General features: G+C 47.2%; 20 protein-coding genes. 18 read left to right on the top strand and 2 right to left on the bottom strand.

Annotated features, from left to right (window positions below):
* The first annotated feature begins 71 nt into the window (after positions 1-71).
* On the top strand, positions 72-683 hold the full coding sequence (locus HMPREF2626_RS05820; protein ID WP_070618655.1) for a cyclodeaminase/cyclohydrolase family protein: 612 nt from the start codon (positions 72-74) through the stop codon (positions 681-683).
* A 219-nt stretch (positions 684-902) separates the two neighbouring features.
* On the opposite strand, the gene glnA is transcribed toward HMPREF2626_RS05820, so the two are convergent.
* The gene (gene glnA / locus HMPREF2626_RS05815) at positions 903-2,243 is read right to left on the bottom strand and encodes a type I glutamate--ammonia ligase (RefSeq protein ID WP_070618652.1); all 1,341 of its coding nucleotides are present in this window, start codon (positions 2,241-2,243) and stop codon (positions 903-905) included.
* A 228-nt stretch (positions 2,244-2,471) separates the two neighbouring features.
* Complete coding sequence (locus HMPREF2626_RS05810; RefSeq protein ID WP_070618650.1) at positions 2,472-3,638, bottom strand: pyridoxal phosphate-dependent aminotransferase; 1,167 nt, start codon at positions 3,636-3,638, stop codon at positions 2,472-2,474.
* 423 nt (positions 3,639-4,061) lie between these two features.
* Here HMPREF2626_RS05810 and tyrS point away from each other — a divergent pair, with 423 nt between their 5' ends.
* From tyrS to secA, 17 genes are all read left to right on the top strand, one after another.
* On the top strand, positions 4,062-5,324 hold the full coding sequence (gene tyrS, locus HMPREF2626_RS05805) for a tyrosine--tRNA ligase (RefSeq protein WP_070618647.1): 1,263 nt from the start codon (positions 4,062-4,064) through the stop codon (positions 5,322-5,324).
* 169 nt (positions 5,325-5,493) lie between these two features.
* Positions 5,494-6,033 (top strand): C40 family peptidase, encoded by a 540-nt coding sequence (locus tag HMPREF2626_RS05800; protein WP_070618644.1) that lies wholly within the window; start codon positions 5,494-5,496, stop codon positions 6,031-6,033.
* A 230-nt stretch (positions 6,034-6,263) separates the two neighbouring features.
* The gene (gene metG / locus HMPREF2626_RS05795; RefSeq protein WP_070618641.1) at positions 6,264-8,267 is read left to right on the top strand and encodes a methionine--tRNA ligase; all 2,004 of its coding nucleotides are present in this window, start codon (positions 6,264-6,266) and stop codon (positions 8,265-8,267) included.
* Positions 8,268-8,386: 119 nt separating this feature from the next.
* The gene (locus HMPREF2626_RS05790) at positions 8,387-9,196 is read left to right on the top strand and encodes a TatD family hydrolase (RefSeq protein ID WP_070618638.1); all 810 of its coding nucleotides are present in this window, start codon (positions 8,387-8,389) and stop codon (positions 9,194-9,196) included.
* Complete coding sequence (rnmV, locus tag HMPREF2626_RS05785; RefSeq protein ID WP_070618635.1) at positions 9,189-9,773, top strand: ribonuclease M5; 585 nt, start codon at positions 9,189-9,191, stop codon at positions 9,771-9,773. The genes HMPREF2626_RS05790 and rnmV overlap by 8 nt, the downstream gene beginning before the upstream one ends.
* Positions 9,770-10,654 (top strand): 16S rRNA (adenine(1518)-N(6)/adenine(1519)-N(6))-dimethyltransferase RsmA, encoded by an 885-nt coding sequence (gene rsmA, locus HMPREF2626_RS05780; RefSeq protein ID WP_070618633.1) that lies wholly within the window; start codon positions 9,770-9,772, stop codon positions 10,652-10,654. The genes rnmV and rsmA overlap by 4 nt, the downstream gene beginning before the upstream one ends.
* A 99-nt stretch (positions 10,655-10,753) precedes the next feature.
* Complete coding sequence (gene asnB, locus HMPREF2626_RS05775) at positions 10,754-12,673, top strand: asparagine synthase (glutamine-hydrolyzing) (RefSeq protein ID WP_070618630.1); 1,920 nt, start codon at positions 10,754-10,756, stop codon at positions 12,671-12,673.
* A 13-nt stretch (positions 12,674-12,686) separates the two neighbouring features.
* On the top strand, positions 12,687-13,904 hold the full coding sequence (locus tag HMPREF2626_RS05770) for a carboxylate--amine ligase (protein WP_070618627.1): 1,218 nt from the start codon (positions 12,687-12,689) through the stop codon (positions 13,902-13,904).
* 23 nt (positions 13,905-13,927) lie between these two features.
* Positions 13,928-14,641, top strand: coding sequence for an aspartate/glutamate racemase family protein (locus HMPREF2626_RS05765; protein ID WP_070618625.1), 714 nt, complete (start codon positions 13,928-13,930; stop codon positions 14,639-14,641).
* A 110-nt stretch (positions 14,642-14,751) separates the two neighbouring features.
* Positions 14,752-14,988: a Veg family protein gene (locus HMPREF2626_RS05760; RefSeq protein WP_067972785.1), complete on the top strand. Its 237-nt coding sequence runs from the start codon at positions 14,752-14,754 to the stop codon at positions 14,986-14,988.
* A gap of 144 nt (positions 14,989-15,132) precedes the next feature.
* A complete protein-coding gene (ispE, locus tag HMPREF2626_RS05755) occupies positions 15,133-16,002 on the top strand; it encodes a 4-(cytidine 5'-diphospho)-2-C-methyl-D-erythritol kinase (protein WP_070618622.1) in 870 nt (289 codons plus the stop codon).
* Positions 16,003-16,125: 123 nt separating this feature from the next.
* Entirely contained in the window at positions 16,126-17,118 is a 993-nt protein-coding gene (locus HMPREF2626_RS05750) for a metal ABC transporter solute-binding protein, Zn/Mn family (RefSeq protein WP_070618619.1), read from the top strand.
* An 11-nt stretch (positions 17,119-17,129) separates the two neighbouring features.
* Positions 17,130-17,825: a metal ABC transporter ATP-binding protein gene (locus HMPREF2626_RS05745; protein WP_070618616.1), complete on the top strand. Its 696-nt coding sequence runs from the start codon at positions 17,130-17,132 to the stop codon at positions 17,823-17,825.
* Positions 17,783-18,580: a metal ABC transporter permease gene (locus HMPREF2626_RS05740; RefSeq protein WP_070618613.1), complete on the top strand. Its 798-nt coding sequence runs from the start codon at positions 17,783-17,785 to the stop codon at positions 18,578-18,580. Before HMPREF2626_RS05745 ends, HMPREF2626_RS05740 begins: the two co-directional genes overlap by 43 nt.
* 360 nt (positions 18,581-18,940) lie before the next feature.
* On the top strand, positions 18,941-19,981 hold the full coding sequence (locus HMPREF2626_RS05735) for a YeiH family protein (RefSeq protein ID WP_070618610.1): 1,041 nt from the start codon (positions 18,941-18,943) through the stop codon (positions 19,979-19,981).
* Positions 19,982-20,549: 568 nt separating this feature from the next.
* Entirely contained in the window at positions 20,550-20,831 is a 282-nt protein-coding gene (locus tag HMPREF2626_RS05730; protein ID WP_070618607.1) for a type II toxin-antitoxin system HicB family antitoxin, read from the top strand.
* Between the two features lie 293 nt (positions 20,832-21,124).
* Positions 21,125-23,506 (top strand): preprotein translocase subunit SecA, encoded by a 2,382-nt coding sequence (gene secA / locus HMPREF2626_RS05725; protein WP_070618605.1) that lies wholly within the window; start codon positions 21,125-21,127, stop codon positions 23,504-23,506.
* The last annotated feature ends 29 nt before the right edge of the window (positions 23,507-23,535 follow it).

Raw genomic sequence — 23,535 nt, 5'->3', positions numbered from 1 at the left:
TTTTGAGTTGTAAGAAAGCGCTTTTATGGTAAAATGTGTGTAAGTTGATTATAAGAAAGGGGTTCGTTTTTATGGATTTAAATACTTATATTGCTGATGTGGCTTCATCTAAGTCTGCGCCTGGAGGTGGCTCTGTCATTCCCTTGACGGGGGCTTTAGGAACAGCTTTGGGATGTATGGTCCTCGAAATTACAAAAGAAAAGGTAAAAGATGCGGATCTTGACCGGATAGATCATATTTTGAGTCAAGGTCATGCCTACATTGACCAGTTGAAGGACTTGAGCCAAAAAGATGCTGAAGTTTCTGGTAAAATGTTTGCCCAATATGCCTTGCCCCGGGAGACAGAAGAGGAGAAAGCAAGGCGGACAGCTGCCATCCAAGAAGCGCTGCTGGGAGCAACTGAAGTTCCCTTGCAAGTGATGGAAACTAGCCTCAAAGCCATGCGCTTGCTTGAGGAAATTGCGGAAATCGGTCGGAAATCAGTCCTAGCTGACGTCGAAGTTGGAGTTCAGCACCTCTATACAGCCTTGCAGTGTGCCAAATACAATGTCCTTGAGAATGTCAACTTGATTAAGGATGAAGAAAAAGCCCAGGCCTACCAAGACCGGGCAGACCAGGCTCTCCAGGGGTCAGAAGAAGTTAAAGCCGCTGTTCTAGCTGCTGTCGATGATCGTCGCAAGTAATCCTGCGATGACCTGCTGACCAGGCTAGCCATAAAGAGAGTGTGACAAAAGTCGATCAGGCCTGAACCACTGGAGCGAACTATGAGAAAACGTTTACTAACGATTTCTCATAGTTCGTGAAGTGGATGTCAGGCCTGACTTTTGGAGCAGTTTTTTGAAAAAGTGTTCGCTATTTAAAAAGAGGCTGGAACTTTTGTCCCAGCCTCTTAATGCTACTTGTTAATAGCTTCTAAAATAATGGTCGAGCTCCCACTGGGAGATCTGTAAGGCATACTCATTGCATTCCAAACGCTTGCTAGAGATGAAGTTTTCCGTAATATGCTGACCAAGCGCTTCTTGGATTTTACTATCCTGTTCGAACTCATCCAGGGCATGGTCGAGCGAATTTGGTAATTGTTCAATGCCCGCTTGGCGCAGTTCATTTTCTGTCATGCTGTAGATGTTGCGGTCAGTCGCCTTAGCTGGTTGGAGTTCTTTTTCAATGCCTTCCAGGCCAGCGCCAATCAAGGCCGCCATAATAAGATAAGGATTAGCAGAGGGGTCTACTGACCGCAGCTCAATCCGGGTCGAGTTCCCACGGGCAGAGGGAATCCGAATGAGGGGTGAGCGGTTTTGGGCTGACCAAGCGATATAGACAGGCGCTTCATAGCCGGGCACGAGACGCTTGTAAGAGTTAACCAGGGGATTACCGATAGCGGTTAGAGCCTTGGCATGCTTGAGAATGCCGGCCATGAATTGGTAGGCAGTCGTTGAAAGACCAGTCGCGCTGTCGGCTTCATAGAAGGCATTGCCTTCTGTGGTGAAGAGGGACATGTTGCAGTGCATGCCAGAGCCTGCGATATTGGCAACGGGTTTAGGCATGAAGGTGGCATGGAGATTGTGTTTGCGGGCGATACTCTTAACGATCAGCTTGAACATTTGGATGCGGTCACAGGCCGTTACCACGTCATCGTATTTGAAGTCGATCTCATGTTGGCCGATCGCACATTCATGGTGGGAGGCTTCCACTTCAAAGCCTAACTTTTCAAGGGTTAAGACGATGTCGCGCCGGCAGTTTTCTCCCAGGTCGACGGGGGCTAAGTCGAAGTAGCCAGCGTGGTCGTTAACTTGAGTTGTTGGTTGGCCGTTCTCGTCGCGCTTGAAAAGGAAGAATTCCGCTTCGGGGCCAAGGTTGAAGGCGGTAAAGCCTTTAGCATTCATCTTGGCTACCATGCGCTTCAAGTTACCGCGGGGGTCTCCAGGGAAGGGGTCGCCATTAGGTAAGAAAATATCACAAATCAAGATGGCGATGCGCTTGCCTTCGTCTGCAGTCCAAGGGAAAATCATCCAGGTATCGAGATCAGGGACTAGGTACATATCGGATTCTTCAATGCGGACAAAACCTTCAATAGAAGAGCCATCGAACATCATTTTATTGTCGAGCACCTTATCGAGCTGACTGATTGGGACTTCAACGTTTTTTAGGATGCCGTTGACATCAGAGAAGGCTAGGCGTAAGAAGTGGACATCTTTATCGACAACCTCTTGGCGAATGAATTTAGCGGTTATTTGATTAGCCATATGTGGTTCCTCTTTCTAATTCCGAGTCATTTGATGTTTTTATTATGACTTAAGGCAAAGATAAAAACAAAAAAATCTTCACGCAAGATGTTATGTTATATAACTTATATAATAGCGCTTACATCGCTTTTTAATTAAGCTTTCATTCAAAAAGAGCAAAAATATGTAAAGGAAAATCGTCATTTTAATCCAAAATGACGATAATACCTAAAACCTATGTCAATAAATCTAACTCATGTGCCGTTTGGAAAAGGATCGAAGGCCGACCAGAAGTTTTTCTAATTTAGTCTGGCTGGCAGCGAAGGAGATGCGGATAAAACCCTCCCCGGCTGATCCGAAACTGGAACCAGGAATGACGGCCAAGCCCTCTTCAGCAATGAGCTGGGTGACGAATTCCCAGGATGTGAAAGGAAATTCAGAGACATCAGCAAAAGCATAGAAGGCGCCCTGGGTGTCGGCGCAATGGATGCCCTTGATTTGGTTGAGTTGGGGGATCAAATACTGCCGTCTCTGATCATAGGCTTGGCGCATGTCTTCAGTGGCAGCTTGGCCTTCCTCGAGGGCGACCTGACAAGCATCTTGGATAAATTGAGGAACCGCAAAGCCGATGCTTTCCTTGAATTCAGCCATCACCTGGGCCATGGCGGGATCGGGGCAGAGGGCAAAACCGCAGCGGTAGCCTGTCATGGAGAAAGACTTGGAGAAACTATCAACGACGATGGTTTGGTCTGCGTTGGGCAAGTCAGGATTGGCGAAACTGCTATGGGCGGCTTGAGGATAGGTAAGGGTGTGGTAAACTTCATCGGCTAGGATGAAAAGATCGTGGTCGAGGGCGACTTGACTGATGGCTTGAACCTTGTCTGCATCGATGACTGTGCCCAAGGGATTATTCGGGGTGTTTACAATAATAAGTTTCGTCCGCTCGGTGATCGCCGCTTCCAAAGCTTCGATTTGAGGCTGGAAGTGATAGCGGGCTTCTAAGGGGACGAGGACCGCCTTAGCCCGCATGGCTTCCACTTGGCCCAGGTAATTGGGATAGTGGGGAGTGAAGATAATAACTTCATCTCCAGGATTGAGAGTCGCCATGATGGTCAGTAGGCAGGCCTCTGTTGCACCAAAGGAGACCACAACTTGCTCGGCCTGGTAGTGGCTGTGGTAGTGGTGGTTATAGTAATTGGCGATAGCTTCCTGGAGGCCGGGCTCGCCGATATTGGGGCCATAGTAGGTACGGTTGGCGTCAATTTGTTCCTTAGCAGTTTCTTTAACCAAGTGGGGGGAAGGAAAATCTGGCTCGCCCATGGTGAAATAGTCAACATCTGGGAATTGTTGAGCATAGCGAGCCAGCTTCCGAATCGTTGATGCGGGGTAATTTTGTGCAAGATATGATAGGTCCATGGAATCCTCCTTTTTCTTCAAGCTTACTACAGGGTCCGGCTTTTGACAAAGGCTTTTAAAGCAGGAGGTAAAATATTTTTATTTGGTTTGACTTTTCTGACTGGGTCGCTTATACTAGGCCCACATAGATAAAATATCGAATTGCAGTAGCCTTGGCAGACGCGATAGTAGAGAGCTAGTGGTTGGTGAAAATTAGCCCGTCGTCAAGTGTGAATTACGGTTCCTCGGTCTAAGATATTAGGGTCATGTCCTTTAACGCATGTCGAGTGGCTAGTGTTCTAGCAAACTGGGTGGTAACACGGCAAGGTCGTCCCTAGGCTTCACAAGGAGTGAGGCTTAGGGACTTTTTTATTAGTCTGGGATCTTAGACGGGGCTAATCGATGAATATTGCCTGCATATGAATTAACTTAAGGAGGTTTATCATGAATATTATTGATGAATTGGAATGGCGGGGAGCCATTAACCAGCAGACGGATGAAGAGGGCTTGAGAAATTATGTTGAAAACCATAAGATCAGTCTCTATTGTGGGGTCGATCCAACGGGGGACTCCTTGCATATTGGCCACTTAATTCCTTTTATTATGCTGAAACGTTTCCAACTTGCTGGGCACCGGCCAGTGATTTTGATTGGTGGGGCGACCGGGACAATTGGGGATCCTTCAGGTAAGTCTGAAGAACGTCAGCTCCAATCTCTTGACAAAGTAAATGAAAATGCGCGTAAGTTGAGCGAACAGATGAAGAAGCTCTTCCTCAAGGATCCAGATGCTGATTTCCGCATGGTCAATAACTATGATTGGACCAAGGACATTAGCTTGCTTGACTTCTTGCGGACGGCCGGCAAGCGCTTCAATGTCAATACCATGTTGGCTAAGGATATCGTTGCTTCCCGCCTAGAAGTTGGGATTTCCTTTACTGAGTTTGCCTACCAAATCCTCCAATCTATGGATTTCCTCCACCTCTACCAAGAAGAGGACGTTCGCCTGCAAATTGGTGGGGCCGACCAATGGGGGAATATTACCTCAGGCTTGGACTACATCCGCAAGGTGGAAGGACCGGAAGCCCAAGCCTTTGGACTAACCATTCCGTTAATGCTGAAAGCTGACGGCACCAAATTCGGCAAGACTGCTGGTGGGGCTGTTTGGTTAGATCCTGAGAAAACTTCGCCATATGAATTCTACCAATTCTGGGTCAACCAACAAGATGCCGACGTCATTAAATACCTCAAATACTTCACTTTCTTGTCTCAAGAAGAGATTGCTGACTATGCAGAAAAAGTTGCGAATGAACCTGAAAAGCGTGAAGCTCAGAAGGCCTTAGCAGAGGAAATGACCCGCTTCGTCCACGGCGAAGAAGGCTTACAAGATGCCTTAGCCATTACTGACGCCTTATTCAAAGGCGATATCAAACAGCTGACTGCCCAACAAATCGAGCAAGGCTTTGGCAAGATGCCAGGTAAAACCATGCCTAAGGAAACTGCTAACCTAGCCGTTTGGTTGGTGGATGCGGAAGTTGAGAAATCTCGCCGCCAATCCCGTGAAGATATTCAAAACGGTGCGATTTATATTAACGGTGAACGGGTTCAAGATTTGGATTATGAAATTTCTGAAGCCGATGCTATTGAAAGTCGCTATATTGTCGTGCGCCGGGGCAAAAAGAAATATTTCTTGATTACATTGGCCGACTAGCCATTCAAATATCTAAGAGAAAAGTTTCCAGTTATGCCACCATGCTTATGACTGGGAACTTTTATTATAGGCAAAGTATTCTTTACAAGACTTTTACAGGAATTTAATATGCTTGTGTTAAACTGAATATGGTTCAGGGTGGAATACTTAAGAATTGAGGATTTCATCCATGAAGAAAATAATTAGTGTTGTTTTTGTTGCGTTGATTATCTTTTTCTGCCAAGGCCAGACTGTTCATGCGGGACAGCTTCCGGCAAAGGCGGTGGGCCAGGATCTTGAACTCTGTCCTCGGTCTTGTTGTCAGCTAGCGGATCCGATCAATTTGGAGAATGATCTGAGCCGAGATTTACCGGCTTCCGAGCTCGGAGCGGAAATTATTGCTTCAGCTGAGGCCTATTTAGGCGTCCCCTATGTTTGGGGTGGGGAGACACCGGCAGGCTTTGATTGTTCTGGCTTGGTCCACCAGGTTTACTTGGAGAACGGTCTCCAGATTGGCCGGACGACTTATGCCCAGGAATTAATTGGCCCGCACGAAGCAGTTGAAGCGGCGAGACCTGGAGGCCTTTATTTTTGGGAGGGAGCCGGTGGGGCTTACCATGTAGCGATTGCTTTGGGGGATGGGGCTTATATCCATGCCCCTCAGCCTGGTCAGACGGTGACTTACGGCCATGTGGACCACTTCCGTCCCTCCTTTGTGATCAACCTATAGTGGCTTGCCTGGTTTAGAGGTTAGGGATTTTCCCTAGCCTCTTTCTGCCTTTTCTTTTGAAATCATTGTTTACTTTGAATCCGGGTTCACTCAGCCCCGGTTTTTATGTTTCTTTTGTGTTTGCCCAGGTCGAACAGGAGCGATCATTTATCCAGTCACTTACTTTAAAGTCAGGGCTTATCTATGCTATACTATTAAGGAAAATCAATTAAATTAGGAGGCACTCATTCGTGGCTGAAGAAAAGAAAACATTTTATTTAACAACTCCCATCTACTATCCAAGTGGGAAATTACATATCGGCAATTCCTATTCAACCATCGTGGCGGATACACTGGCCCGTTATAAGCGTTTGATGGGCTTTGACGTCTTCTTCCTGACAGGGTCTGACGAACACGGTTTAAAGATCCAACAAAAGGCAGAAGAAGAAGGGATCAGTCCCCAAGCCTATGTGGACCGGATGGCTCAAGGTATGCAAGATTTATGGAAGCGTCTGGATATTTCTAATGATAAGTTTATCCGTACAACTGATGACTACCATGAAAAAGCCATCCAAAAAATCTTCGAGCGCTTACTTGAACAAGGTGATATCTACCTAGGTGAATATGAAGGTTGGTATTCGGTTTCTGACGAAGAGTACTTTACCGAAACCCAATTGGCTGAAGTTTACCGCGATGATGAAGGCAAGGTAATCGGCGGTAAGGCTCCTTCAGGCCATGAAGTGGAATTGGTTAAGGAAGAATCTTACTTCTTCAAGATGAGCAAGTATGCAGACCGTCTACTCCAATACTATGAAGACCACCCAGACTTCATCCAACCGGAGTCACGGAAGAATGAAATGATTAATAACTTCATCAAGCCAGGTTTGGAAGACTTGGCGGTGACACGGACCTCCTTTGATTGGGGGATCGAAGTGCCTTCAAATCCTAAACACGTGGTTTATGTTTGGATCGATGCCTTGGCTAACTATATTACGGCTCTGGGTTACGGCAGTGATGATGACAGCAACTTCCAAAAATACTGGCCAGCTGATATCCATATTGTAGGTAAGGAAATTGTTCGCTTCCACACGATTTATTGGCCAATTATGCTGATGGCTCTGGACTTGCCTTTGCCTAAGAAAGTATTTGGCCACGGTTGGTTACTCATGCAAGATGGGAAGATGTCTAAATCCAAGGGGAATGTTGTTTACCCAGATATGCTCGTTGACCGCTATGGGTTAGATGCCCTGCGTTACTATCTTATGCGCGAAGTTCACTTTGGCTCAGATGGGGTCTTTACACCAGCTAATTTTGTTAATCGGATTAACTATGATTTAGCCAATGACTTGGGGAACCTCTTAAATCGGACTATTTCCATGGTGAATAAGTACCTCAACGGCCAAGTAGGAGCCTATCCTGGTCATGTGACAGCTTATGATGCGGCCCTTGAGGAGACTATCGAAAAAGGGATCGCCAGCTACCACGACAATATGGACCATCTGAAATTTAGCGTGGCCTTGGATAATGTCTGGGAAATTATTTCCCGTACCAATAAGTACATTGATGAAACCATGCCATGGCTCCTCGCTAAAGAAGAAGCTAAGGCAGATGAGCTCCAATCGGTGATGTACCACTTGGTAGATACCCTGCGAATGATCGCCATTCTTATCCAACCGGTGATGACCCGGACGCCTGCTAAGATCTTTGACCAGTTAGGTATTTCCGATGAGAACCACCAATATGATGCTCTAGAAATTGGATCTTACCCTGAAACCGCCCGCGTCGTGGCTAAGGGTGAACCTATCTTCCCACGCTTGGATAAAGATGAAGAAGTGGCTTATATCCAGTCCCAAATGTCAACGGCAACTAGCGATGAAGAAGAGGATTGGGATCCTGAAGAAGTGACCTTGACGTCAGCCAAGGATAAGGCCATTAAATTTGACCAGTTTGACCGGGTGGAATTAAAGGTAGCTGAAGTCATTGCCTGCGACTTTGTTGAAGGAGCCGATAAGTTGCTCAAGTTCCGTCTGGACGCTGGCGATGAAGGCCACCGGCAAATCCTATCGGGCATCCGGGAATTCTATCCTGATCCCCAAGCCTTAGTCGGTAAAAAAGTCATCATTGTGGCTAACTTGAAGGCCCGTAAGATGCGTGGTGAGATTTCGCAAGGTATGATTCTTTCGGCCGAACATGATGGCGACTTGTCCCTTGTTTTTGTGCCTGATCATATCCCAAATGGCAGTTTAATTGGCTAGTTTCCAGACTGAGTAGTGATTGAGAAAAAATAAAGGTTGGGCTTTGGTCTCCAACCTTTATTTATTACTTGGACGGGAAAGGTGTATTTTTGTAAGCTTGAGAGAAAGAAGGAAAAGAGATGCTATTTGATTCGCACACCCATTTGAATGCGAGTGAATTTGATGAGGACCGCGACCAGGCCTTGGCTAAGGCGAGAGCGGCAGGTGTCAAGGGTATGACCCTGATTGGCTCGGACCGGGAAAGTATTGACCGGGCGAATGAGATGCTGGCTCAAAACGATGACTTATTGGCAGTCTTTGGCTGGCACCCTGTGGATGCAATTGACTTTGGCTCAGAGGAGGAAGACCTCTTGCGCCAACAGCTGACTCATCCTAAGGCAGTCGGTGTGGGCGAAATTGGCTTGGACTTTCACTGGGATAAGAGCCCTCGGGAGGTCCAAGAGCGTGTCCTCCGCCAGCAATTAGCCATAGCCCGCGACTATGAACTGCCGGTGGTTATCCATTCGCGTGATGCCCAGGAAGCCACTTACCAAATTCTTAAAGAAGAAAAGATCGGTGAAATTGGTGGGGTCATCCATAACTTTGGAGATGGCCCAGATCTGGCTCAGGCTTACCTGGACCTAGGCATGTATCTTTCCTTCAGTGGCGTCTCGACCTTCAAGAAGTCAAAAGAAGTGCGAGAAGCGGTGCGCCTATGCCCTAAAGACCGCATCTTAATTGAAACGGATTCGCCCTATCTAACGCCTGAACCTAAACGCGGACAAAAGAATGGCAGTCACTTGGTCCGCTATGTTTGCAACCGGCTCGCTGATGAATTAGACATGTCCTATGAAGACTTTGCTCAGTTGACCTTTGACAATGCTTGCCGCTTCTTTAATCTGACTTATGACGGCCAAACTTTCCAGAAGAAAGGGCAAGCAGATGGCTAAGGACAAGATAAAAGAAGTGATCGTGGTCGAGGGCCGCGACGATACGCGGCGGCTCCAAGAAATTTTTGACGTCTATACGATTGAGACTGGAGGCTCGGCCTTAAATGAGGCCATCCTCGACCAAATCCGCCAGGCCCAAGCGGTCAAGGGGGTTATTGTCTTTACAGATCCGGATATCTCGGGAACGAAAATCCGCCAGGCCATTCAGACGGCTGTGCCGGGCGTCCAACATGCTTTTATTTCAAGAGAAGATGCTCGCGCGTCATCGCTTCGGGCCAGCCTGGGGGTTGAGCATGCTTCCGAAGCGGCTATCCGCCAGGCCCTAGACCGGGTTTATACGGTGGTGGACCAAGACGCAGGCGTCCAGGCGATTGACCGCTCAGCCCTCCTTGACCTGGGTCTGTTAGGAGGGAAGGATGCCCAACAGCGCCGGGACTATCTGGCCGAACAACTCTATATCGGCCACAGCAATGGCAAACAATTAGCCAAACGCTTGCAGATGTTCCAGATTCCTATTGAACGTGTCAAAGAAGTCATGGCCGACTATGAAGCGGACCAGGCTGAGGAGGACCTATGAAAAAGAAATTAATCGCAACGCCTTCGCGTACCAATGAAATACTCAAACGCTACCACTTGGAAGCCAAGAAGAGCCTGGGGCAAAACTTTCTGATGGAGCCCCAGGTCTTAGCAGATATGGTAGCCACAGGAGAGATTGACAAAGCAACGAATGTGATCGAGATCGGTCCCGGTATCGGGGCTTTGACAGAGGTTCTGGCCCAGGAAGGCAAAGAAGTTCTAGCCTTCGAATTGGACCAACGCTTGCTGCCGGTTTTGGCCAATGAGCTGAGCGACTATGACAATATCCATGTCCTTCATGCTGATATCTTGGAAGTGGATATTGCAGAGACGGTCAGTCACTACTTCTCAGCAGATGACCGCTTGCTAGTAGTGGCCAACCTGCCTTACTACATCACGACGCCAATTATCTTTAAACTCTTAGAATCCGGCCTGCGTTTTGACGGCTTTGTGCTTATGATGCAAAAAGAAGTGGCGGAGCGATTGACCGCAGCTACGCATTCCAAGGCTTACGGGTCCTTAACGATTGCGATCGATTATTATTGTGAGGCTGAGATTGCCTTCACGGTGCCGCGCACAGTCTTTAAACCGCGTCCGAATGTTGACTCGGCTATTCTCTACTTGAAACGCCGCCCCCAAGCCAAGGTCTCTGTCCAAGATGAAGACTTCTTCTTCCGCTTGGTGCGGGCCAGCTTCAAGCAGCGGCGCAAGACCTTGTGGAATAATCTCCGCCAATTCTTTGGCAAGGACCCCCAAGTCTTGGAGCGGGTAGAGGAGGCCTTGGCCCAGGCCGAAATTGATCCCAAGCGCCGGGCTGAAACCCTGAGTATTGAAGAGTTTGCTCGTTTGAGTGATGCTTTGAATGAAGCGGGATGTTCTTAATTTTTACAAATCTTTTAGACTTAAGGGACCAGGCATTCGTTATAATAAAGAGATAGAAGATAGAGAAATGCGAAAAAAATAAAAAATGAGGTAATAATTATGTGTGGTTTTGTCGGATATATCTATGGTGCCGACCGTAAACTTGAAAATGATAAAGAAATACTAGATGCCATGATGGAACGAATTGTCCACCGGGGGCCAGATAGCGCAGGTGTCTACACAGATGACGACATCTCCTTGGGCTTCCGTCGCTTGTCCATTATTGACCTGAGCGATTGTGGGAACCAGCCTTTCTACAGCAAGGATGGCCGTTACGTCATGGTCTTTAATGGTGAAATCTATAACTACAAGACCTTGCGCAAGGACCTTAAGGCAAAGGGTTATGAATTTATTTCAGAAACAGATAGTGAAGTCATTATCCGTGGCTTTGAAGAATACGGCGAAGATATTGTGGCCAAATTACGGGGGATGTTCGCCTTCTGCATCTGGGATACCCAGGAAAAGCGTGCCCTCTTAGCCCGCGACGGTTTCGGGATTAAACCCCTCTACTATACGGACTATACGACAGATGGCAGCCTGCTCTTCGGTTCTGAAATCAAGAGCTTCCTCGACCATCCCAACTTCATCAAGGCCTTAAACAAGGAAGCTATCCAACCTTTCTTGACCTTCCAGTATAACCCATTAGATGAGACTTTCTTTAAGGGGGTCTACAAGTTAGAGCCAGCCCATTATATGCTCTACCAAAATGGCAAAATGCAGACCGTGAAATATTGGGACAAGGCCTTCCATGATGAAACGAGTGAGCCTGCCCAAGAAGATATTGATTACTATGTGGAAAAAATCAAGGCATCGATCGATGAATCAGTGGAACTCCATGCTATGTCCGATGTTAAAGTTGGCTCCTTCCTATCCGGTGGGGTAGACTCGAGCTTGGTTACCGCCTTGCTTGAGCCTCAACAGTCCTTCTCAGTGGGCTTTAAAGAATATGAAGACATGTTTAATGAAACCGTCCATGCCCAAAAATTATCAGAACAACTCGGAATCGAAAACAAGAGCCGTTATATCTCAGGACAACAAGCTTTCGACAACTTAGAGGATATTATCTACTACTTGGATGAACCAGATGCCAACTACTCTATTGTTCCCCTCTACTTCCTCAACCAATTAGCTGCTGAAAATGTGACCGTTGTCCTATCTGGTGAGGGAGCCGATGAGCTCTTCGGGGGCTATGAATGGTACCAACCTTCCCATATTGAACAAGATTACTACAACAAACTGCCTCTAGGCATGCGACGTTTCATTAACCGCCTCTTACCAACGGGGCAAAAACCTTCCCGTCTCAAGCAATTGGCGGAACGGTCAGTGACCCCAGTGGAAGAGAAATTTATCGGCCAGGCCCTGGTCTTTCCAGATGCCCAAGCCCATGCTATCCTCAATGAAAAATACCGGTCCAATCAGACCTCGACTGACATTTGTGCCCCTTACTATGCCCAAGTGGCGGGCCAAAGTGACCTACAAAAGATGCAGTATCTGGACTTGAATGTTTGGATGCCAGGCGATATCTTGCTCAAGGCAGACAAGATGAGTATGGCCCATTCTCTTGAACTCCGTGTGCCTTTCTTGGATAAGGAAGTCATGGAAATGGCTAAGGGAATTCCAGACGAATACCGGACAACAGCCAAGCAAACTAAGGTCGCCCTTCGTAATGCGGCTGAAGATGTCCTGCCTGAAGAGTGGGCCAAGCGCAAGAAACTCGGCTTCCCAACCCCTATCCGTCACTGGTTACGGGAAGAACCTTTCTATTCTAATATTAAGGCTATGTTTGAAAGTGACTTAGCGGCTGAATTCTTTGACCAAGAACCCCTCCTCCAATTACTCGAGGACCACCGCCAAGAGAAGGCTGACTTAGGTCACCAAATTTATGCGGTCTATGTCTTCCTCTTATGGTATACCATCTACTTCATCAAGGATCAGGGCGCTTGCAAGACCCTAGCCCCTGAAACAGCCGATATCGCGTAAAAGGAGCCGAGCTATGTCTAATTTACAAGCATTTGTTCCTGTTTTGTTCTTGGGGAACAAGGGAGCCTATAGTATTGCCCGGGCCTTCCATGAGCAATACGGCATTAAGACGGAGTTAAATGTAACCATGGACGCCGGCCCTGTTGCCCATTCGAAGATTGTCAATAAGCATATCTACCCTGACTTAACAGATAACTTGCGTGAGCATTTTATTGAAGTTAGAGACCGGGTGGAACGGGATTATCCAGAAGCAGCCAAAATTGTTCTCGCTTCTGAGGATACGTTCACAGAGCATTTGATCACCCACCGCGATATCTTTGAAGAAGCGGGATGGACCGTTCCTTATGTGGACCTAGCAACCTTAGAAGAGGCAACAGACAAGGCCAAATTCTATGCCAAGTGTGAGGAAGTGGGGGTCCCTTACCCCCATACCTGGCAAGTGACAGATGACCAGCTTCCAAGTGAAGCTAAGGGCAAACTGGTCGTTAAGCCAGCCATCACGCCAAGCTACCAGGTCCTGCATTTTGAAGGGAAGCGGAAGATTTATTTCTGTGACGATCCTAAAGAAGCTCAGACAGCCATCAAGCTCATGCGCCAGGGTGGCTACCTCGATCCGATTATTGTTCAGGACTTCATCGAAGGAGCGGATACCGACCAGGCAGTAGTGACAGCTTACCGCTCGCCTCATGATAAGCAGATTAAGCTGACAGCTTTTGGACGGGTCATGGTTGAAGACCGGTCGGCCAGCGCAGCGGGTAACCACCTGGCTATTCTGAGTGAGAATGGTCATGAGGAGGTCTACCGTCATGTGGAGGCCTTAATGACAGCCTATGATTTTACAGGTTATGCCAACTTCGACTTAATCTACGATCATGACCAGGAAGCTTTTGTCTTCTTTGAATTGAATCCACGCTTGGGTCTGTCCAATTATTATGTGACGGCAGGTGGGCAAAACCCTGTCTACTATTACATTGAAGACTATCTCTTTGGGCGACCAGTGCCTGATAGTTTTGAGGCGATACCGGCCTTATTTACGGTTCTGCCTCGGGGTTTGGTGAAGCGTCGCCTCCAAGGAACATCTTATGCCGACCAGGTGAAGGGCCTCTACCAAGAGGGGCAGGTCTTTAACCCCCTAGCTTATCCTTATGACAATCACTGGCGTCGCAAGCTCTATGTGAAAGCATCGGAGCTCAATTACTACCGCAAATTTAAAGAAACAGGCCAGCTTTAACCGGCTCTGTAGAGGGAGGTACTATGAAACATTTCTTTGGCATTATAGGAGGGATGGGGACTGTTGCGACCACGAACTTTTTAGAAGAAATGAATAAGCTATATCGTCCAGAAAGCGACCAGGCTTATTTGAACTATATCCTCTTTAACCATGCAACGGTTCCCGACCGGACCGCCTATATCTTAGACCACGACCAGGCGAGCCCTGTTGAGCCTCTAATAGAAGATATTAAACAAATCGAAAGTTTAGGGCCAGATTTCTTGGCTATCCCTTGCAATACGGCTCATTATTTCTTCGATGACCTGCAGGCAGCAACAGACCTGCCTATTATAAATATGTTGACACTCGTTGAAGAAGCTTTGGCTGACCACCAAGGGGAGAAAATTGGTATCTGTGCGACCAAGGGGACAAGCCAGAGTGGACTCTACCACCGGACCATTGAGCGGGCAGGTTGCCAGCCCTTGGCCCCAGACGAAGCCCTGCAAGAGAAGATCATGACCTTGATTTATGACCAGGTCAAGAACCAAGCGCTTGCTGACCTTAGTCTCTACGAGGAAATTCTTTCTGACTTTATGGACCAAGGCGCATCAGCCGTAATCCTGGGTTGTACGGAAGTTTCCTATGTCAATAGTCATGATCCGAAGAAGGCCTTTCCCATCATTGATGCGGAGAAGTTATTAGTGGCTGAAGTCGTCCGCCAGGGTATTCAAACTCAGGGAAAAGAAGCTAATAGCTAAGTAAAAAATAGCTAAGAAAATAAGGTCAAGTCTTGACTCTATCGCTCATTTGTGATATTGCATAAAGTCAACGTATGTGTTATAATAGTTAACATTAGAGGAGTGATAGAATGTCAGGGAACTTAGCAGCGATCAAAGCAGCTTTGGATGAGAAGCTTGGGCGCCGTATCCAGGTCACTCAACAAACTGGACGTAAACGGATTACCGTTCGCGAAGGGATTTTGAGTGACACTTTTCCAGCTGTTTTTGTTGTTGAACTTGACCAGGATCAAAATCAATTTGAACGTGTCTGTTACAGTTACACGGATGTCTTAACAGAAAGCGTTGAAATTGAATTTAATAATTAGAGAAGTTGAGGCTAGGCATGGTGTCCTAGCCTTTTTCTCATTGATGCATTAGAGCTCTTGAAGAAAAGCGGCTTTGCTTTATTTAAAGGGCAGGTCATGCTAAAATTCAAGATAATAAGTAAACTATAATGAGGGGGTGGCAGTGTGTCGATTATTGAGAAAGCAGCAGCCAAGATTAACCTATCCCAGGACTTGATCTACCAGGCGGATAAGGGGCAGTGGCATTATGACATGGTGATGGCCTCGGTTGATCTTTCGGATCGTCTGACCATCCAAGAACGTTCCGACCAAGAAATTGTGGTGCGGACTAGCCGGAGCTTCCTCCCTAATGATGCCAGAAACCATGCCTATCGCGCGGCGGACTTGATTAAGGAAGCTAGCCAAGTAGACCGTGGCTTAGATATTATTATTGAGAAACAGATTCCCGTCTCTGCTGGCCTGGGCGGAGGAAGTTCCGATGCAGCAGCTGTTTTGCGAGCTGTTAATAAACTCTGGGACTTGCATTATTCGACAGATGAGCTCTTGCAATTGGCTTTGCAGATTGATGCGGATGCACCTTATTGTTTGCTCGGCGGCATCCAACATGTGACAGGGCAGGGAGATCAGCTCCAGGCCCTTCCTGCTCTTCCAGCTTCTTGGTTAGTCCTAGCCAAGCCACCGCTATCTGTATCAACAGATAAGATCTTACAAGACCTGGATCCTAATGACTTGCCGGACCAGGGGAATACGCCGGCAGTCCTTCAAGCCATTCATAAGCAGTCTTACCAAGACTTGGTTCAAGCCACAGGGAATATGCTAGAAGATTTGGTCTTTTGGAATTATCCGATTTTGAACAAGTTAAAGGCCAAGATGCAGAAGTTTGGGGCGGAGGGCGTGACCATGACCGGAACGGGCTCGACGGTAATCGGTTTTGCCCCAACGTCGAACCGGGCTAAACATGTGTATAATGCCTTGCGCGGCTTCTGCAAAGAAGTCTATGTGGTCCCCGTCTTGCAGCAGGGAACGGGACTGTAAGCTATGGGATAGGAAAAGTTGAGGGGACTCAACTTTTTTTATTGCAGCGAGTCAAGTTTTGTGCTATCTTATAATGTATTAAATCGTAACAATTCCGAATAACCTTGATGAAAGGAGTCAGCTATGAAGAAAAAATATATTTACCTCTTGCTATTGCCCCTGGCCTTCCTGGTCTCTGCCTGCCAATCGCCCCAGCAAAATGCCGGGTCGGGGGATAAGTTGCAAGTGATGACGAGTTTTTACCCCATCCAGGCCTTGACCCAGGAGGTGGCTGGGGACCATGCAGATGTTCAGGTCATGATTGCTAATGGTCAAGAAGTCCATGACTACGAGCCTAGCGCTAAAAATTTAGCCGATTTAGAACAAGCGGACCTCTTTGTCTATAACAGTAAGGAGATGGAGACCTGGGTTCCTGCCATGCTCGAGACACTCAACCAAGACAAGGTTGCGGTCCATGAGGCAGCGGGTCAGCTGGACCTGATGGATGGTCAGGTGACGACCATCGATGGAGTCCATCACCAAGGCCATGACCACGACCATGAGGAAGAGGGGGAAGACGCTCATGACCACGCAGAGGGCGACCTCCATGTCCATGCCAAGGATCCACATACTTGGTTAGACCCAGTCCTCGCCCAGCGAGAAGTTCAGGGCATTGCCGATGCCCTGTCGGACCGTGACCCGGACCACCGAGCAGACTACCAGGCCAACGCCAAGGCCTTTATCGAAGAATTGGACCAGTTGGACCAGGACTTTAACCAGGCCTTAGCTGATAAAAAAGACCGGCACTTTGTGGTCGACCACGCGGCCTTTAATTACCTGGCTTCTCGCTATGACTTGGAGCAGATTGCTTTGACCAGTGTCGATTCAACAGCTAGCCTGTCTCCTGCGAAATTAGCTCAATTAGAAGACTTCATCCGCCAGCGTGGCATCGAAGTGATCTTCTTCCAGCAGGGCGGATCTTCTAAATTAGCCGATACCATTGCCCACGATACCGGCATTAAAACCAGCAGCCTGACCTCGATGGAGTCTCCTGATGTGTCAGTAGAAGCTAATGGCCAAGGCTATCTCAGCTTGATGAGGCAGAATTTAACTAATCTTGAGGACGGACTGAAGTAAAGGAGTGGATTATGCATTATATTGAAGTGGAGGACTTGCGCTTCTCTTACAATGAGGAGCCGGTCTTAAATAATATTAGTTTTACCGTGGATCCCGGCGAATTTGTCATTTTAACTGGGGAAAATGGGGCGGCTAAGACGACCTTGTTGAAGAATATCCTGGGCCTACTCGAACCCGAAAAAGGCCATTGCCGGATTGCCAAGACGAATTTTCAAGGCAAAAAATTACAAGTGGGCTATGTGCCCCAAAGTATTTCTTCCTTCAATGCGGGCTTTCCGTCAACGGTCTATGAATTTGTACAGTCTGGACGCTACCAACAGAATCGTTGGTTTAAGCGCCTTGACCAGGAGGATGAGGACCATATCCGCCGCGCCTTTGACTCCGTTGGCATGTGGGAACAGCGCAATGAGCGGATCGGCGACTTGTCAGGTGGGCAGAAGCAGCGGATCTGCCTGGCCCGAGTCTTTGCGACGGATCCCGATCTCTTTATCCTGGATGAACCGACAACAGGGATGGATATTGAGTCGCGCAAAAATTTCTATGACTTGCTCCGCCACAATACCCGCAACCACGCTAAGGCAATCCTTATGGTGACCCATGAGGACCTGTCTCTAAAAGATTACTTCGACAAACAGATTCACTTAGTCAGAGAGGAGGGTACCCCATGGAGATGCTTCAGTATGACTTCATGCAAAGAGCCGTCATAGCCTGTCTAGCTATGGCACTCTTCACGCCGATTTTAGGGCTCTTCTTAATCCTCCGTAAGCAGTCCTTAATGGCGGATACCTTGGCCCATATTTCCCTAGCAGGCGTGGCCTTGGGTTATTTGCTTGGCTTGGAACCGACTCTGACCACGATTGCCTTGGTTATCCTGGCTGCCATGTTGTTAGAATACCTCAGACGGGTCTACAGTAATTATTCAGATATCTCGATCGCTATGCTGATGTCAGGTGGTATGGCCCTAGCCCTTCTTCTCCTCTCTCGGGTTGATTCGGCAGCCAGTATCGAATCCTATCTCTTCGGTTCGATTGTCGCCATTTCACCCTTGCAAATTGGCTTATTGATTGGCCTCGCTGTCCTTGTTGGTCTGGCCTACCTGGTCAACCAGCGGATCTTGTATGTCCTGTCATTTGATGAGGATACCGCCTATACGGCAGGCCTGCCTACCCGCTTAATTTCTGTTCTTTTCTCTGTTGTGACAGGGGTTGCTATCTCTATTATGATGCCAATTGCGGGCTCCCTCTTGGTTTCTGCGATTATTATCATGCCAGCAGCGATCGCTATGCGGATAGCCCGCCACTTCAACCAGGTGATTTATCTAGCAATCTGCTTAGCCCTGGTTGGTATGCTAGGGGGGCTGACGGTCTCCTATTACTTCGATACCCCACCTGGCGCTACGATAGCGGCCTTGTTTATCCTGATCTTTATGGTTCAGAGCCTCTATCTCAAGATCAAATCATAACCGCTCTAAGAGACTGTGAAAAGTCGATCAGGCCTGACTTTTGGAGCAGGTTTTTGAAAAATGTGCGCTATTTAAAAAGGAGGCTGGGACCTTTGTCTCAGCCTTCTTTTTGTCGCTTAAGATAGCTGGAAGTGATCATCTGGAAAATAAAATTGATTGGAAATTAATGAAGCATTGTGATTTAATGAAAATAAAGTAAGACAAAAGTCGACCAGCCCTGGGTCACGAGGGCGAATGAAGGCCGAGCATTGTGAGATGATCGGCCGAATTCGCCAAGTGGATGCCAGGGCTAACTTTTGGCATCTTTCTTGAAAAAGCCGAGACTTTTGCCCATCTTATGATTTAGAAAGAAGGCATCTTATGCAAATTAATCGTCAATTATTGCCAGGACTGATTTTATCTTTAGCCATTGCAGTTCCAGCGCATTTTTTGGGACAGGCTTTTCCTATCATTGGGGGACCTGTTTTTGCTATTTTAATGGGAATGATTGTAGCCCTATTTTGGACAGCAGGGGCCGCTTTTCAACCGGGAATTCGTTTTTCGAGTAAGGTCTTATTACAAGCCGCTGTTGTCTTACTAGGCTTTGGCCTCAATCTTTCGGTGGTGATTGAAACCGGCTTGAGCTCCTTACCTATTATTCTCTCAACCATTTCAGTTGCCCTCTTGGTGGCCTTTATTTTTAGCCGTTATTTGAATATTGATGCGAAGACGGCCACTTTGGTTGGGGTGGGGTCGTCCATTTGTGGTGGGTCAGCTATAGCTGCAACCGCGCCTGTCATCGAAGCCGAAGAAGAGGAAGTCGCCCAGGCGATTTCTGTGATTTTTTTCTTTAATGTCCTAGCAGCCCTGATTTTCCCAAGCCTAGGTCAGTGGTTGGGCTTCGATACCACAACTGGGGAAGCCTTTGGTATCTTTGCAGGGACAGCGGTCAATGATACCTCATCTGTGACAGCGGCGGCTTCCACCTGGGATAGCCTCTTTAACTTAGGAAGCGAAACCCTGGATAAGGCCATTACCGTGAAATTGACCCGGACCCTGGCTATTATTCCAATTACGCTAGGCCTGAGCTTCTGGCGCAGTCGTCACGGGGAAGAAACGCCTACTAACTTGACTTGGGGACAAAAAATTAAAGCCAGCCTACCGCAATTTATTATTTACTTCGTTCTGGCTTCTCTCCTCACAACCATCTGCCTGGCTATCGGCTTACCAGACAGTCTTTTCGCTCCATTCAAATGGGCTAGCAAGTTTCTGATCGTTTGGGCTATGGCAGCCATTGGTTTGAATACTGACTTGGTCAAGCTCTTGCGCTCGGGTGCTAGTGCCCTGGGTTTAGGGGCCGTTTGTTGGATTGCTATTACTCTGGTGAGCTTAGGCCTCCAATATGTGCTAGGTTTCTGGTAGGATGGTGGAGAAATGCTGCTATCGAGCAGGGGATTGCTTGTCGACTAGCTTGTGGTAAGTGAGGCTGGTATCTACATGCCTGTCCCAATACTCTTCAAAAATTTAAAAGCATCTGCCTTTTTCTGTGGACTAGGAAGATGCTTTTTTTATATTAGGAGTTCTTAGCCGACTACAGCTGTTAAAAAGGAGACAGCTACTATTAAATATTGGCCTGTATTTCCACTTATGTTATCATTAGCTTGCGTGATACGAATTCATGCTTTCATTAGTTGGGCTAAGTAAATGATATTATGAACTTTACATGGCGTTATTTTTGCCTATCGAGCTGCCTAGCTTAATTCTAAAATGTACCGTTTCAAAGATATGGGGGTTTACACTATGTCAGCAACTACATGTGTCTTATTAATCTTATTGACTGTAACTATCATTGTCGGTTTAGGCTTGACGATCTACACAACGGTAAAAGATGAACAAAAATATGGGAAGAAATAAAACTTTCGCATCTTCTCACGATAGAAAAGCTGTTTTTTGCTAGTTTACCACATTTAGAGAGAAAGGACGTGTACGGATGTATTTATACTATGCTATTTTTACTCCATCAGCTGGCCAGTTTGCTATTGAATTTCCTGACTTGGAGGGTGCCTTTTCGTGCGGTGAAGATATGGACGAGGCCTTATATATGGCTAAAGATCTTCTCGAAGGCTGGCTGATTATCGCTGAAGAAGAAGGAGACCCTATCCCCACCCCCTCCTTGCCTGATGATTTATTAGTTCCTGAAGATGCCCTAGTTCTTCCGATTGAAGTTGACCTCGCTCAGGCCAAAAAGAAGCACTTTCCATCAGCCGAGTGACTTTACGTCTTTCTTGAATAGGATAAGTACATACTTACTTATGATTTAATCGACACTGACTCTTTCAATCAAGAGTCATTTTTTAATTTTTCCCTATTTTAACAGGGCATTTTTCACTATCTTCCATTTAAGGCGCTAACTGTGTTAAAATAGAAATAAGTGTGCCTTTGCCTTTTATAAGCGGGCTCTAAGGTTCAATTTTAGGATAAAGCATGATAAAATAATGAGATATATGAAGATAATCAATTGGGTTAACAAGCGATAGCCGCAATTGACCAGATAAGGAGAATAGAATGGCTAGCTTTTTGAAATCAATATTTGAAAATGACCGGAAAGAATTGCGTCGCTTTAACAAACAAGCGAAGAAAGTTGAGGCCTTAGGGGATAAGTTCGCTGAGTATTCAGATGACCAGCTCCGGGCAAAGACGGAATCCTTTAAAGAACGTTTGCAGAATGGAGAAACTGAAGAAGATGTGCTGGTTGAAGCCTTCGCAACTGTCCGCGAAGGGGCGCGTCGGGTGCTTGGACTCTATCCTTTCCATGTTCAAATCATGGGTGGACTTGCCCTCCACTATGGGAATATTGCCGAGATGAAGACGGGGGAAGGCAAGACCTTGACGGAAACCATGCCTGTCTATCTGAATGCCTTATCAGGCAAGGGCGTCCATGTGGTGACAGTCAATGACTATTTGGCGCGTCGGGACTCGGTTGAGATGGGCGAGCTCTACGAATTCTTAGGGCTAACAGTTGGTTTGAATACCAATGATATGTCTTCCGACCAAAAGCGTGAAGCCTATAACTGTGACATTACCTATTCGACCAATAATGAATTGGGCTTTGACTACCTCCGCGATAACATGGTGGTCTATAAGAGTCAAATGGTCCAACGGCCGCTCCACTACGCGGTTGTCGATGAGGTAGACTCAATCTTGATCGATGAGGCGCGGACACCTTTGATTATTTCTGGCCAAGCTGAACAATCTACGGCGCTCTACCAACGGGCGGACTACTTTGTGAAGAGCCTGCAAGAAGAAGAAGACTATGTGATCGATGTCAGTTCCAAGACGATCAGCCTGACTGAAGAGGGGATTGAGAAGGCAGAAGATGTCTTCCACTTGGATAACCTCTATGATGTGGAGAATGGACGTTTGATCCACCATATCGATACGGCCTTACGTGCTAACTATATTATGCTCCTGGATATTGACTATGTGGTCCAAGAAGGTGAAGTTAAGATCGTTGACGGCTTTACCGGTCGGATTATGGATGGCCGTCGTTATTCGGATGGCCTCCACCAAGCCATTGAAGCCAAAGAAAATGTCGAAATTCAAAACGAATCGAAGACCATGGCAACGATCACCTTCCAGAACTATTTCCGGATGTACGATAAATTAGCGGGGATGACCGGTACTGCTAAGACGGAGGAAGAAGAATTCCGTGAAATCTACAATATGAACGTGATTCAGATTCCAACCAACCGCCCTGTGCAACGGATCGATGCTCCAGATATTATTTATCCTAATTTGGAATCCAAGTTTGAGGCGGTTGCCGATGAAATCCAGGAACGCTACCAAGATGGTCAACCTGTCCTGGTCGGGACGGTAGCGGTTGAAACCTCGGAATTACTCTCCAATCTCCTCAGCAAACGTGGGGTACCACATAATATCTTGAATGCGAAGAACCACGCTAAAGAAGCTGAAATCGTCACCCAAGCTGGCCAAAAAGGGGCCGTAACGATCGCAACTAATATGGCCGGCCGGGGGACTGACATTAAGTTAGGACCTGGGGTTAAGGAAGCTGGCGGTTTAGCGGTTATCGGAACCGAACGCCATGAATCGCGGCGGATCGATGACCAGTTGCGTGGACGGTCAGGCCGTCAAGGGGACCCTGGTTATTCACGTTTCTACCTCTCCTTAGAGGATGACCTCATGCGCCGCTTCGGTTCAGACCGGGTTAAAGCGGTTTGGGAAAGTTTAAATATTGATGGCGACGGCGAAGATGATGTTGCCATTGAAAGCCGGATGATCTCCAAACAAGTGGAATCTGCCCAAAAACGTGTGGAAGGGAACAACTACGATACCCGGAAGAACGTACTGGAATACGATGAAGTGATGCGTGAACAACGGGAGATTATCTATGACCAGCGCCAACAAATTATCGAGGAAGAAGATTCCCTCGATGACATTATGTGGCAAATGATTGACCGAACCATTGACCGTGTCGTTGATCAATACACAGCCGGCGATGAATCGGATTGGAATTACGAGGCCTTAACAGACTTTGTTCAAACCGTTCTCTTGACAGAAAATGACATGTCCCAAGGTGACTTGGAAGACTTGGACCCTGATGAGATGAAAGAAGAACTCAAAGACCGGGCCCAGGACCGCTTCCAAAGTAAGTTAAACGACATCTCGAACCCAGACTTGATCTTGGAATTTGAGAAAGTGGTTATTCTACGCGCTGTTGACAGCCGCTGGACCGATCATATCGATGCCATGGACCAATTGCGCCAAGGAGTAGGTCTACGTGCATATGCTCAAAACAACCCACTCGTCGAGTACCAAACAGAAGGCTTTGAACGCTTCAATGAAATGGTAGCAGGCATCGAATACGATGCCAGCCTCCTCTTCATGAACTCACAAATCCGCCAAAATCTCCAACGCCAACAAGTATAGGGTGTGAGCAAAGGCGTTTAGAAAGGAAT

Source organism: Aerococcus sp. HMSC062A02 (assembly GCF_001809535.1).
Lineage (GTDB): Bacteria > Bacillota > Bacilli > Lactobacillales > Aerococcaceae > Aerococcus.
The sequence above is the reverse complement of the archived record's forward strand: the minus strand, read 5'-3'. Positions and strand labels throughout refer to the sequence as shown.

Excerpts from the sequence above, each read along its gene's own strand:
- HMPREF2626_RS05820 (WP_070618655.1), top strand. The coding sequence starts at position 72 with ATGGATTTAAATACTTATATTGCTGATGTGGCTTCATCTAAGTCTGCG.
- glnA (WP_070618652.1), bottom strand. The coding sequence starts at position 2,243 with ATGGCTAATCAAATAACCGCTAAATTCATTCGCCAAGAGGTTGTCGAT.
- HMPREF2626_RS05810 (WP_070618650.1), bottom strand. The coding sequence starts at position 3,638 with ATGGACCTATCATATCTTGCACAAAATTACCCCGCATCAACGATTCGG.
- tyrS (WP_070618647.1), top strand. The coding sequence starts at position 4,062 with ATGAATATTATTGATGAATTGGAATGGCGGGGAGCCATTAACCAGCAG.
- HMPREF2626_RS05800 (WP_070618644.1), top strand. The coding sequence starts at position 5,494 with ATGAAGAAAATAATTAGTGTTGTTTTTGTTGCGTTGATTATCTTTTTC.
- HMPREF2626_RS05790 (WP_070618638.1), top strand. The coding sequence starts at position 8,387 with ATGCTATTTGATTCGCACACCCATTTGAATGCGAGTGAATTTGATGAG.
- rnmV (WP_070618635.1), top strand. The coding sequence starts at position 9,189 with ATGGCTAAGGACAAGATAAAAGAAGTGATCGTGGTCGAGGGCCGCGAC.
- rsmA (WP_070618633.1), top strand. The coding sequence starts at position 9,770 with ATGAAAAAGAAATTAATCGCAACGCCTTCGCGTACCAATGAAATACTC.
- asnB (WP_070618630.1), top strand. The coding sequence starts at position 10,754 with ATGTGTGGTTTTGTCGGATATATCTATGGTGCCGACCGTAAACTTGAA.
- HMPREF2626_RS05770 (WP_070618627.1), top strand. The coding sequence starts at position 12,687 with ATGTCTAATTTACAAGCATTTGTTCCTGTTTTGTTCTTGGGGAACAAG.
- HMPREF2626_RS05765 (WP_070618625.1), top strand. The coding sequence starts at position 13,928 with ATGAAACATTTCTTTGGCATTATAGGAGGGATGGGGACTGTTGCGACC.
- HMPREF2626_RS05760 (WP_067972785.1), top strand. The coding sequence starts at position 14,752 with ATGTCAGGGAACTTAGCAGCGATCAAAGCAGCTTTGGATGAGAAGCTT.
- HMPREF2626_RS05750 (WP_070618619.1), top strand. The coding sequence starts at position 16,126 with ATGAAGAAAAAATATATTTACCTCTTGCTATTGCCCCTGGCCTTCCTG.
- HMPREF2626_RS05745 (WP_070618616.1), top strand. The coding sequence starts at position 17,130 with ATGCATTATATTGAAGTGGAGGACTTGCGCTTCTCTTACAATGAGGAG.
- HMPREF2626_RS05740 (WP_070618613.1), top strand. The coding sequence starts at position 17,783 with ATGGAGATGCTTCAGTATGACTTCATGCAAAGAGCCGTCATAGCCTGT.
- HMPREF2626_RS05735 (WP_070618610.1), top strand. The coding sequence starts at position 18,941 with ATGCAAATTAATCGTCAATTATTGCCAGGACTGATTTTATCTTTAGCC.
- HMPREF2626_RS05730 (WP_070618607.1), top strand. The coding sequence starts at position 20,550 with ATGTATTTATACTATGCTATTTTTACTCCATCAGCTGGCCAGTTTGCT.
- secA (WP_070618605.1), top strand. The coding sequence starts at position 21,125 with ATGGCTAGCTTTTTGAAATCAATATTTGAAAATGACCGGAAAGAATTG.